The 11,712-nt window shown below is 67.1% G+C and carries 12 protein-coding genes and 1 pseudogene; 11 read left to right on the forward strand and 2 right to left on the reverse strand.

The genetic code is table 11. From position 1 onward, the window contains the following. Nucleotides 1-303: PUA domain-containing protein (locus ASC93_RS31920; protein WP_307188976.1), on the forward strand; the 303-nt coding region annotated here is incomplete at its 5' end. Between the two features lie 17 nt (nucleotides 304-320). Here ASC93_RS31920 and ASC93_RS06355 read toward each other — a convergent pair. Continuing rightward, entirely contained in the window at nucleotides 321-869 is a 549-nt protein-coding gene (locus ASC93_RS06355) for a hypothetical protein (protein WP_056438864.1), read from the reverse strand. 119 nt (nucleotides 870-988) lie between these two features. Further along, entirely contained in the window at nucleotides 989-1,381 is a 393-nt protein-coding gene (locus ASC93_RS06360; RefSeq protein WP_056438867.1) for a VOC family protein, read from the reverse strand. Between the two features lie 173 nt (nucleotides 1,382-1,554). Between ASC93_RS06360 and ASC93_RS06365 the strand changes: the two genes are divergently transcribed. The 10 genes and pseudogenes from ASC93_RS06365 to ASC93_RS31630 form a co-directional block, all read left to right on the forward strand. Further along, nucleotides 1,555-2,988 (forward strand): UbiA family prenyltransferase, encoded by a 1,434-nt coding sequence (locus tag ASC93_RS06365; RefSeq protein ID WP_056438870.1) that lies wholly within the window; start codon nucleotides 1,555-1,557, stop codon nucleotides 2,986-2,988. After that, nucleotides 2,982-4,277, forward strand: a complete 1,296-nt coding sequence (locus ASC93_RS32490) for an FAD-binding oxidoreductase (protein ID WP_056439666.1) — start codon at nucleotides 2,982-2,984, stop codon at nucleotides 4,275-4,277. Before ASC93_RS06365 ends, ASC93_RS32490 begins: the two co-directional genes overlap by 7 nt. Before the next feature lies 1 nt (nucleotide 4,278). Beyond that, entirely contained in the window at nucleotides 4,279-5,031 is a 753-nt protein-coding gene (locus tag ASC93_RS06375; protein ID WP_056438873.1) for an SDR family NAD(P)-dependent oxidoreductase, read from the forward strand. Between the two features lie 12 nt (nucleotides 5,032-5,043). Further along, the gene (locus tag ASC93_RS06380; protein ID WP_056438875.1) at nucleotides 5,044-7,077 is read left to right on the forward strand and encodes a hypothetical protein; all 2,034 of its coding nucleotides are present in this window, start codon (nucleotides 5,044-5,046) and stop codon (nucleotides 7,075-7,077) included. After that, nucleotides 7,074-8,018 (forward strand): NAD(P)-dependent oxidoreductase, encoded by a 945-nt coding sequence (locus tag ASC93_RS06385; RefSeq protein WP_056438878.1) that lies wholly within the window; start codon nucleotides 7,074-7,076, stop codon nucleotides 8,016-8,018. The genes ASC93_RS06380 and ASC93_RS06385 overlap by 4 nt, the downstream gene beginning before the upstream one ends. Then, on the forward strand, nucleotides 8,019-9,308 hold the full coding sequence (locus ASC93_RS06390; protein WP_056438881.1) for an NAD(P)/FAD-dependent oxidoreductase: 1,290 nt from the start codon (nucleotides 8,019-8,021) through the stop codon (nucleotides 9,306-9,308). Then, complete coding sequence (locus tag ASC93_RS06395; RefSeq protein ID WP_056438884.1) at nucleotides 9,305-9,706, forward strand: GtrA family protein; 402 nt, start codon at nucleotides 9,305-9,307, stop codon at nucleotides 9,704-9,706. The genes ASC93_RS06390 and ASC93_RS06395 overlap by 4 nt, the downstream gene beginning before the upstream one ends. 175 nt (nucleotides 9,707-9,881) lie before the next feature. Next, nucleotides 9,882-10,583 (forward strand): MotA/TolQ/ExbB proton channel family protein, encoded by a 702-nt coding sequence (locus tag ASC93_RS06400; RefSeq protein WP_157201765.1) that lies wholly within the window; start codon nucleotides 9,882-9,884, stop codon nucleotides 10,581-10,583. After that, nucleotides 10,573-10,992: a biopolymer transporter ExbD gene (locus tag ASC93_RS06405; RefSeq protein WP_056438890.1), complete on the forward strand. Its 420-nt coding sequence runs from the start codon at nucleotides 10,573-10,575 to the stop codon at nucleotides 10,990-10,992. The genes ASC93_RS06400 and ASC93_RS06405 overlap by 11 nt, the downstream gene beginning before the upstream one ends. Nucleotides 10,993-10,994: 2 nt before the next feature. After that, nucleotides 10,995-11,712: pseudogene (locus ASC93_RS31630) on the forward strand (hypothetical protein); the annotation flags it as partial.

The raw sequence follows: 11,712 nt of genomic DNA on the forward strand, positions 1-11,712 counted from the left end.
ATGATCGATCACCTGCACACGGCCGGCACGCTCGTACTGGACGCCGGCGCCGCGCAGAAGCTCGTGAAGGAAGGGAAGTCGCTGCTGCCGATCGGCGTGACTGCCGTGCGCGGCGAATTCGGCCGCGGCGCCCTCGTGGGCTGCGTGGACGACGCGGGCAACGAGATCGCGCGCGGCCTCACCAATTACACGAGCGGCGAAGTCAAACGCATCATGCGCCACGCGTCGAGCGAGATCGAGGGCATCCTCGGCTACGTCGAGGCGCCCGAACTCGTGCACCGGGATAATCTCGTCCTGCTCTGATCGCGCCTGGCCGGCGCTCAGTCGGCCTTGAGCACGGCAGCGTCGCCGACCATGATTCTTTCCTTGTCGGGACGGATGGTGATGCGCAGCGCGGCGACGTCGCGCTCGCCCGACGCGAACTTTTGCGCGACCTTCACGAATTCGCAACCCGCCGGTGCGCCGGCCTGCGCGCCGGTCCAGGCCACGCTCCACGTGCCCTGGGCGTCCCGGCTTTCCACTTTGTCGAGATGTTGCAGGGCTTGCGGATTCAGCGCGATGCGGAAGGCGCCGGCCCGGACGGATTCCTTGAACGTGAAGACAAACGCGTACGGCTGACCGGGGGCGGGCGCGGCATTCGTGGTGGCGAGCCATTGGCCCGCCGCGCCCCGGGCGTCGCCGAGCGTGCACTGGGCCGGCAGCGCCGCGAGCTTGGCTGTCAGTGCCTCGTTTTCCCGGCGCGCGTCCTCGATGGTCTTGCGGATGTCCGCGGGCGGTTTCTGGCCGCATGCCGACAGCGCGGCGCAGGTGCCGCCGAAGGCCAGCAGGATGGATGGGATGGCGCGGGCGCGCAGGGAAAACACGGGCATGGTGTCTCCGCGGGGTTGTTGAAAACGCGGCGCGACTGTAGCACGCCGCCCCCGGCCATAAATACACGCATTGTCACCCGGATCGAGCGCCCCCGGCCGGAGATGCATGTCGTGTTCCTTCAGGCCGGGTCGTGGCACACCACGCACAGCTTGTTGCCGTCCGGGTCGCGCAGATACGCGCCGTAATAATGCGCGTGGTAGTGAGGGCGCAGGCCCGGCGCGCCCTCGTCGCTGCCGCCGTGCGCCAGCGCGACGGCGTACGCCGCATCGACGGCCGTGCGGCCGGGGGCGAGGAGGGCGGCCATCTGGCCGTTGCCGGGTGCATGCGGCTGGCCGTCGTACGGGGCGCCGATCAGGAACAGGGGGCGCGCCTGGCCGGGAATCTGCCACCCGGCCCAGGGCCGCGCGCGGTCGCAGAAGCGCTCTTCCAGGCCCAGTGCCGCCATCAGCGGCGTGTAGAACGCGAGCGCCCGTTCAAAATCGACGACGCCGATGAAGACGTGGGAAAACATCGTTACCTCGTGGTCGAAAAAGATGACAAATCCTTACAATAAAAGCCCGGCGCGCGAGGATGAAATCAAGAAGCCGTTCATATTGCTCGGTTATAATACTGAACTTTTGCTATTAAGTATTTCACAGTGTTGGCGGTACTGCACAGTGCGCCAATCTCCTGCAGGACATCCAATTGAATACGGCTCCCCTCATCGTCGACCTGGACGGTACGCTGATCCATACCGACATGCTGCACGAATCCGCGCTGCGGGTATCGCGCGACCGTCCGCTGGACGTGTTGCGCATCCCGTTGTGGCTGCTGCAGGGCAAGGCCGTCCTCAAGAGCCGGCTGGCCAGCCGCAGCAGCTTCGACGCGTCGCTGCTGCCGTATAACGAATCGCTGCTGGACTGGCTCAAGGAAGAACGCGCGGCGGGGCGCCGCATCGTGCTGTGCACCGCGTCCGATCGCACCATCGCGGATGCGGTGGCCAGCCACCTGGGCGTGTTCGACGACGTGCTGGCCAGCGACGGCGACGTCAACCTGGCCGGCGACCACAAGGCCGACGCGCTGGAGCGGCACTACGGCCACGGCAACTTCGACTACGTCGGCAATTCCAGCGCCGACCTGAAAGTGTGGCGCCGCGCGCGCCGCGCCATCGTCGTCAACGGCGCCCGCGGCCTCGCGCGCAAGGCGGCCGAGTTGTGCAGCGTCGAGCGCGAGTTCCCCCCGCAGAAGCGGGGCTTCACGGCCTGGCGCAAGGTGCTGCGCGTGCACCAGTGGATGAAGAACCTGCTGCTGTTCGTGCCGCTGCTGGCCGCGCACCGCGTGACCGATATCGACGGCTGGCTGACCCTCGTGCTGGCGTTCGTGTCGTTCAGCCTGTGCGCGTCGACCGTCTACATCGCCAACGACCTGCTCGACCTGGAGAGCGACCGCGCCCACCCGCGCAAGCGCCTGCGCCCGTTCGCGTCGGGCGCCGTGCCCGCGTGGCAGGGCGTGTTGCTGGCGCCCGTGCTGCTCGCCGTCAGCCTCGCGCTCGGGGCCATGGTCGGCGGCACGTTCCTGCCCTGGCTCCTGTTTTATTTCGTGCTGACGTGCGTGTACTCGTGGGGCCTGAAGCGGGTGATCCTCCTCGACTGCATCACGCTCGCGATGCTGTACACCTTGCGCATCACGGCCGGCGCGGCCGCGCTGTCGATGCCGCTGTCGTTCTGGCTGCTGGCGTTTTCCGTGTTCCTGTTCCTGTCGCTGGCCTTCGTCAAGCGCTACGCCGAGCTGCAGACGCAGGCGCTGTCCGGCAAGCAGAAGGTGCACGGCCGCGGTTATTACACCAGCGACGAGCCGCTCGTGCTGAACCTCGGCGTCACCGCCGGCTATGCGTCGGCCGTCGTGCTGGCGCTGTACCTGAACAGCGACGTGGTGCTGGAGCTGTACGCGCGTCCGGAAGCCGTGTGGGGGACCGTGCCCGTGCTGATCTTCTGGATCAGCTGGATCTGGATGCAGGCGCACCGCGGCCACATGCACGACGACCCCGTGGTGTTCGCCGTGAAGGACCGCGCCAGCCGGCTGGCCGGACTCGCGTTCGGCGCCGCGCTCGTCATCGGCGCGCTCGGGTGGCCATGGTAAGAGTCTCGTCGTGGGGCCGGCTGGACAGCCACGAACACGACCTGGTGCCGTTCTCCGACCGCAACCAGGCCGTGCGCGCCGTCGCCGGCGGCCGCGGCCTCGCGCAGGGCAATGCGCGCAGCTATGGCGATGTCTGCCTGAACCCGGACGGTTGCCTGTGGCGCATGACGGGCCTGGACCGCTTCATCGCCTTCGATCCCGCCAGCGGCCGCCTGCGCTGCGAAGCGGGCGTGCTGCTGCGCGACATCCAGCGCATGAGCGTCAATCACGGCTGGCTGCTGCCCGTGACGCCGGGCACGCAGATGATCACGGTCGGCGGCGCCATCGCCAACGACGTCCACGGCAAGAACCACCACGTGCTGGGTTCCTTCGGCGACCACGTGCTCGGCCTGCGCCTGGCGCGCACGGACGGCCGCGTCATCGATTGCGGCCCGGATCGCGAACCGGCCTGGTTCGCCGCGACCGTCGGCGGCATGGGCCTGACGGGCGTGATCGTCGAGGCCGAGCTGCAGCTGCGCAAGGTCGCCGGTCCCTGGCTCGTGACGGACACCGTCCCGTACCGCAACCTCGACGAATTCTTCGCGCTGGCCGACACGTCGGAGGCGGGCTGGGAGCAGACCGTGTCGTGGGTCGACTGCCTGTCCGGCATCGGCCGCGGCCTGTTCTTCCGCGCCAACCTGGCCGAGATCCCGGATCGCATCGCGCAGTCCGGACGCAAGCCGAAGCGCGTGCCGTTCGTGCCGCCCGTGTCGCTCGTGAACGGTCTCTCGCTGCGCGCGTTCAACGAAGCCTACTTCCGCGCCAACACGTTCAAGGCCGGATACGCGGTCGCGCACTTCGAAAACTACACCTACCCGCTCGACAACCTGCACGACTGGAACCGCATGTACGGTCCGCGCGGGTTTTACCAGTACCAGAGCGCGGTGCCGCGCGCGGTGGGACGCGCCGCCATCCAGGCGATGCTGGCGGCGATCAAGGCGTCGGGACAGGGCTCGTTCCTGGCCGTGCTGAAAACCTTCGGCGACCGCGCGAGCCGCGGCATGATGAGTTTTCCGCAGCCCGGCGTCACGCTGGCGCTGGACTTTCCCAACCGCGGCGCGCAAACCGCGGCCCTGTTCGAGCGCCTGGACGCCATCGTGCGCGACGCGGGCGGGCGCATCTACGCCGCCAAGGATGCGCGCATGCCGCGCGACCTGTTCGAATCGGGCTACCCGCGCCTCGCCGAATTCTTGCAATACCGCGACCCGGGCATCAGCTCGGCCATGTCGCGCCGTCTGATAGGAAGCTGATATGCAGGACTCCCTCCAACGCATCGTGATCGTCGGTGCGACTTCTTCGATCGCAGAGCATTGCGCGCGCCTGTGGGCGACCCGGGGCCGTGTCGCGCTGATGCTGGTCGGGCGCGATGCGGGCCGGCTGGAACGCGTGGCCGCCGACCTGCGCGTGCGCAGCCCCGGATCGAGCGTCACGGTACGCACCGCCGACTTCTCCGACCCGCGCGCCATCCGCGCGCTGTCCGACGCCATCGTCGCGGACGGCATGCCGCAGCAAGTGCTGATCGCACACGGCTCGCTGCCCGACCAGCAGCAATGCCAGCGCGACCTCGATGCCGCGTACGAAGCGCTCGACGTGAACGGCGTCTCGCCCGTGCTGTTCGCGGAAGCGTTCGCGGGCCACATGGAGCCGGTGGGCGGCGTCATCACGATCATCGGCTCCGTCGCGGGCGACCGCGGGCGCCGTTCGAACTACGTGTACGGCGCCGCGAAAGGTCTCGTCACGCGCTATGCGCAGGGCCTGCAGCACCGCCTGGCCGGCAGCGGCAGCGCGTTGAAGGTCGTGCTGGTCAAGCCGGGACCGACGGCGACCCCGATGACGGCGCACCTGCCGCAGCGCGGCCTCGCGCCCGTCGAACAGGTGGCGCGCCTGATCGTGGATGGTTCTGCCGCCGGCAAGCCGGTGGTGTACGCGCCGGGCAAGTGGTTCGTGATCATGATGATCATCCGCCACCTGCCGGCGTTCGTGTTCAACAAAATGAATATTTGAGCGAGCAGGCATATGCTGGATACCCGAGAACTGCCGCGCAGCGGCACCCTGTCCATGTCCGCCGCGCGCGGTGCGCCGTCCTTGCTCACCTGGGCCGTGCTGTTCCTGCTGGTCGTCGCGGCGCTCGTCGCCTTCGAATGGCCCATGCTCCGTAACGTCAATTACGAAGTGAGCGACTTCGCCGCCAACAGCCTGCTGATCCAGGACGCCAAGCGGCTGCACCTCATCTACGGCAATTATTCGCGCGTGGGCTTCAATCATCCCGGCCCCGCGATCCTGTACGTGCTGGCGTTCGGCGAGCTGGTGTTCCACGACTGGCTGCACGTCGTGCCGTCGGCGTTTTCCGGCCAGCTGCTGGGCGGGATCCTGTACAACGCCGGCTGGATGGTGCTGGTGTGCGCGCTCGTGCGCCGCATCACCGGGACGCTGTTGCCGGCGCTGATGTTCACGGCGCTGCTCGTGCTGGGCGCAGCAAGCAGCGCCTATTCCATCATCAACGGCATCTGGTTCCCGCACCTGTACGTCTTCCCGTACGCGGCGATGGTCATCGCCATCGCGCCGCTCGTGTACGGCCGGACCGATACCTTGACGCCGCTCGCCGTGTCCAGCGGCTTCCTGATCAACGGGCACGCCTCGTTCATGCCGATGCTGGGCGTGATCCTGATCGTGGTGCTCGTCGCGAACGCCATCGTGACGCGCCGCGACCGCGTGCACCGCATCCTGTCGCGCGCCTGGTTCGGCCGTCATCGCGGCGATGTCCTCATGGCTTGCGGCATCCTGTTCCTGTTCCTCGTTCCGCTCCTGATCGCCACGGTGACGGAATGGCCCGGGCCGTTGTGGGACTACATCAAGTTCGGCCGCGGCAACAAGGGCAACCCGCCGCTGGAGGCGCTGAAATTCGTCGGCATCTACTGGCGCCTCGGCCAGGCGTCGATGTGGGCACTGCTGGCCGTGCCGCTGTTCGCCGTGCTGCTGGCCAAGGACGCGAAGGCGGACGCGCGCCAGTCGGACTTCGTGCGCGGCACGCGCGCGCTCGCCATCGCTTTCGTGGCCGCGACGCTCGCCGTGCTGTACTACGCCAAGGTCGGCGTCGACGACCTGCACCAGGACTACGTCGCCGTCTTCTATTACGCGGTGCCCGCCATGTGCGTCGCCCTCGTCGTGCTGTACGCGTGCCGCCTCATGGGCAAGCGTGCCGGCAACATCGCCGCGGCCGTCCTCGCGGTGGCGGCGCTGGCCGGCACCGCGCACGTCGAGCGCGCGACGCCGATGTACGAGGTCTTCTACAACCAGCCCGGCGTCGTCGGCCTGTACGACCAGCTGCACGCGCTGCCCGGCGACGGGCGCATCGTGCTCGACCTGGACCCGGACATGCGCACGTGGGGCGTCGTCTGGGGCAATACGCTGGGGCTGCAGGCCTATGCGAAGCGGCAGCACGTGGACCTCGTATGCATCAACGAAGGCTGGCACATCTCGAACACGCGCCCGGCCAGGTGCCGTCCCGAGGAAGTGGAGCACAATCGCCGTTACTACGTGCAGCAGGTCGATGCCCCCAACGTGGCGCGGGGTGAACCCGACATCGAAACGTTCGGGCTCGCGCTGTACCGCAAGGGCGCGCCGCCGCGGCCGTTCGCCTATCTCACCGTGAAGGATGCGCCCGACGCGTTCAGGCAAATCCTCGGCAAGGGATGGGGCACGATCGAGGGCGATTTCGTGTGGACGGACGGTCACGTGGCCGAGATCAACCTGCCGGCCGACCCCGCGCGCGGCCGCATGCTGACGCTGGACCTGGGCAGCTTCGTGCCGAACGGCGAAATCCGTCTGAGCGTGCAAGCCTTCGCGAACGGCCGGCCGGCGGGCACGGCGCACTTCAATTTCATCGAGATCCGCCACCGCTTCACGCTCGACCTCGGGCCCGAGCCGACGGCGCCCCAGCACATCGAACTCAAGATCGACAACCCGACTTCGCCGAAGCAGTTCGATCTCTCGCCGGACGCCCGCCTGCTCGGCGTGTCGCTGTACGGCATCAGGAAGGACAACCCATGACCGATTTGGACCGCAAGATCATCCTGCCCGGCGGCGCCGGGCTGGTCGGACAAAACCTGGTGGCCCGCCTCATGGCGCGCGGCTACCGCAACATCGTCGTGCTCGACAAGCACCGCGCCAACCTCGACGTGCTGCGCCGCGTGCAGCCCGACATCACCGTCGAATACGCCGACCTGGCCGAGCCGGGCGAGTGGTCGCGCCATTTCACCGACGGCGCCACCGTCGTCATGCTGCAGGCCCAGATCGGCGGCAACGACTGGAACGATTTCGTGCGCAACAACGTCGACGCGACGCGCCACCAGCTCGACATCATCAAGACGCAGCCGAACACGCGCCTCGTCGCGATCAGCTCCTCGGTCGTCGTCTCGGTCGCCGACGATTTTTATACGCGCAGCAAGCGCGAGCAGGAAGCGATGGTGCTGGCGAGCGGCATCGCGTGTCCGGTGCTGCGGCCCACGCTGATGTTCGGCTGGTTCGACCGCAAGCACCTGGGCTGGCTGTCGCGCTTCATGAGCAAGGTGCCCGTGTTCCCGATCCCGGGCCACGGCCGCTACATGCGCCAGCCGTTGTACGTGGGGGATTTCTGCAGCGTGATCATCGGCTGCATCGAGGACCCGTCCATCACGGGCGTCTACAACATCTCGGGCCACGAGGAAGTCGACTACATCGACATCATCCGCGAGATCAAGCGCGTGACCCGCGCGAAGACGCCCATCGTGAAGATCCCGTACGGCCTGTTCTACGCGCTGCTCTGGGTGTGGGGCAAGTTCGACAGCAACCCGCCGTTCACGACGCAGCAGCTGGCGGCGCTCGTCGCGCGCGACAGCTTCGAGGTGATCGACTGGCCCGGCATGTTCAAGGTGCGGAGCACCCCGTTCGCGCAGGCCATCGACGAAACCTTCAACGATCCGAAATACAGCAACGTCGTCCTGGAGTTCTGAATGAAGCAGCGTATTGCCGTCCTGGGGGCGGGGCCGATGGGCCTCGCCGTGGCTTACCAACTGGCGCGCGACGGCCACCAGCCCGTCGTCTACGAAGCGGACGACCGCGTGGGCGGCATGGCCGCGCACTTCGATTTTTCCGGTACGTCGATCGAGCGCTACTATCACTTCCACGCGATCTCCGACCACGCCTTTTTGAAGGTGCTGGACGAGCTGGGGCTGGCGGCGAAGATGCATTGGGTCGCGACGAAAATGGGTTACTGGTACCGTAACGAGGTGCAGGAATGGGGCAACCCGGTCGCGCTGCTCAAGTTCCGCGGCTTGAGCTTCGCCGCCAAGTTCCGCTACGGCCTGCACGCCTTCCTGTCGACCAAGCGCGACGACTGGAAGCCCCTCGACCACGTGGAGGCGAGCGGCTGGATCAAGCGCAACGTCGGCGCGGAAGCGTGGGAAGTGCTGTGGCGCCGCCTGTTCGATTACAAGTTCTACGACTACAGCGACAACCTGTCCGCCGCGTGGATCTGGAGCCGCATCCGCCGCATCGGCCGCTCGCGCTACAACCTGTTCAAGGAAAAGCTGGGCTATATGGACGGCGGTTCCGCGACGCTGCTCGAAGCGATGCGCGCCGACATCGAACGGCATGGCGGCGACCTGCGCCTCAAGACGCCGGCCACGAAGGTCGTCATCGAAGACGGCAAGGTGAAGGGCGTGGAGGCGGGCGGCCGGTTCGAGGCGTTCGACAAGGTGATCAGCACGATTCCGCTGCCCTACGTGCCGCGCGTGATACCGGACCTGCCGCCCGCGACGCTCGATGCGTTCCGCTCCAAGAAGAACATCGCCGTCGTGTGCGTGATCGCGAAGCTGAAGAAGCCCGTGACGGAGAACTTCTGGCTCAACACGAACGACGAGGAGATGGACATTCCCGGTCTCGTCGAATACACGAACCTGCGGCCGATGGGCGACCAGCACATCGTCTACGTGCCGTTCTACATGCCGGGCGAGCATCCCAAGTTCGCGGAGCCGGACCAGGCCTTCCTCGACAAGGTCAAGCGCTACCTCATGAAGATCAACCCGGCGCTCACGGATGCCGATTTCGTCGACATGCGCGCGAGCCGCTACCGCTACGCGCAGCCGATCTGCGAGCCGGGCTACCTGGACCGCCTGCCGCCGGCCAAGCTGCCCGTGGGCGGGCTGTGGGTCGCGGATACGTCGTACTACTATCCGGAAGACCGCGGCATCTCCGAGAGCATCGATTTCGGCCGCAAGATGGCGCGCGAGGCGGGCGCGTGATCAGGAATTTCGCATCGCGCCAGTTCCTCGTCTTCCTGCTGACGGGAGGCTTTGCCGCGGCCGTCAACTTCGGCTCGCGCATCCTGTACAACCGCACGATGCCGTTTTCCAGTGCCGTCATCTGCGCGTACATCACGGGCATGATCACGGCGTTCGTGCTGGCGAAGCTGTTCGTGTTCCGCGAGAGCCGGCAGGCCACGCACCACGCGGCCGGCTGGTTCCTCCTCGTGAACGTGGTGGCCGTCGCGCAGACGTGGGCGATCAGCATGCTGCTCGTGAACTGGGCGCTGCCCGCGCTGGGCGTCACGCTGTTCGCGCGCGAGATCGCGCACGGCGTCGGCGTCGTCGTGCCGGTGTTCACCAGCTATCTCGGGCACAAGCATTTCAGTTTTCGCTGAGCGATCCGCAACGGACGACCAAAGGCGCCGCGGGCGCCTTTTTCATGTAAATGGCATTTATGAATTCCACTAAATGGAAATAAATATTGCGCATATGTAGTAAAAGCGTTGTTGAACAATGAAGATATTGTGCTAAATTAGCGCCTGATCCGTTGTTTCCACAGAAAGGAAAACGATGTCCAGATTGTCCCGCCTCGGCCCGTACGGTTTGTTGCTGCTTGCATCCCCGGCCCGGGCGCAGGGCCTGAACTTCGCCGCCGAACTGGCGCACGGCGGCCTGGGCATCGTCGCGATCGGCGCGTTGTCCGTGCTGGCGCTGGCCGTGACGCTCGAGCGGCTCGTCAACTTCCGGCTGGAGAAGGTGGCGCCGCCGGACCTGGCGGCCGAGGCGGAAACGCTGTGGCGCGCGGGGCGTTTCGACCAGCTGCGCGAGCGGGTGGCCGGCAGCGGCAGCAGCCTCGCGCGCATCCTCGACTGGATGGTCGAGCACCGGCACCTGCCGGCCGAAAAGCTGGCGGCGCGCGTGGCGGAGATGGCGGGCGTCGAATTGCGCCTGCAGCAGCAAAAGGCGTACGCGCTGAACGTGGTGGCGACGGTCGCGCCGATCGTCGGGCTGCTGGGCACCGTCGTCGGCATGATCGAATCGTTCCACGTCATCGCCTTCAACGGCATGGGCGATCCGACCCTGCTGGCGGGCGGCATCTCGAAGGCCCTCGTCAACACGGCGGCCGGATTGTCGGTGGCGCTGCCGTCGCTGGCCATGCACCACGTTTTCCGCAACCGGATGGTCGGCATCGGCATCGCGCTGGAGCGCCAGCTGAACCGCGTGCTGGACGGCATGCCGGCGCGCACGCTGGAGGTGGTCCATGCGCATTGACCTCGGCGACGACGAGCAGCCCGAGATCGGCCTGATCGCGCTGATCGACTGCATCTTCTTCCTGCTGATGTTCTTCATGGCGGCGACGTCGTTCAAGCACCCGGACGGCAAGAAGCCCGAGAAGGACATGCACATCGTGCTGCCCACGTCGCAGGTCAGCCTCGACCGCGCCACGGCCGGCGCGGCGCCGCTGGCCATCGGCGTCGACGCCGAGGGTGCGCTCTACATCGATGGCAAGCAGGTGTCGACGCAAGCCCTGCACGACCTGCTCAAGCGCGAGGCGGCGCGTGATCCCGCGCGGCCGATCCGCATCGACGGCGACCAGGCCGCGCGCTACCAGGACATCGTGCACGTGCTCGATCTCTGCCAGTTCGAGGGATTGACCCGGGTCTCGATGCACACGCGCTGACGATGGCCTTCGACGACGCACCGACGTTCGCACCGGCGTTTGCCCCTATCCGGCGGCATCCGTTCCTGGTGGCGGCGCTGGTCCTGCATGCGGTGCCGCTCATCGCGCTCTACCATCTGGGCAGCCAGCGCATCGAGCTCGCCCAGCGCGAGCGGCAGCAACGGCAGGTCGAATCGGGCGCGCGGCTGACGGCCCAGGCCCGCCTCGAAAAGCGCGTGCACGACATGGAGCGGATCAAGTCCCTGCTCGAGCAAAGCGCGGCCGCGCAACCTGCCGCGGACAAGGACGACGACGTGCAGTTCAGCGCGCAGCCGAAGGCGCCGGAGGAATTGCTGAAACAGGCGAGGGAGCTGGCGCGCAAGATCGATGACATCGAGCGCGACACGAAGGCCGAACGGCTGGCGCAGCTGCTCGACATCCCGAAGGAAAAGGCACTCAAACAGATCGCGGAAACGCCCAGGCCGGAAGCGCCGCCCGTCACGCCGCCGAAGGATGCCGCCGCAGCGGCCGCGCAGATCGAACAGCTCGAAGCGAAGGCGCGCGACGCGCTGGAACAGCGCCGCCAGCAACTGGAACAGCAGCAGAACGGCATGCAGGTCGCGGCCGGCGCGACAGGTGCGACGCAGGGCGGTATCAACAACAGCAAAGGTAAAGGCGACGGCAACGGCAACGGCAACGGCAACGGCAACGGCAACGGCAACGGCAACGGCAACGGCAACG

The sequence above is a fragment of the Massilia sp. Root335 genome (assembly GCF_001425685.1).
Classification (GTDB): domain Bacteria; phylum Pseudomonadota; class Gammaproteobacteria; order Burkholderiales; family Burkholderiaceae_D; genus Telluria; species Telluria luteola.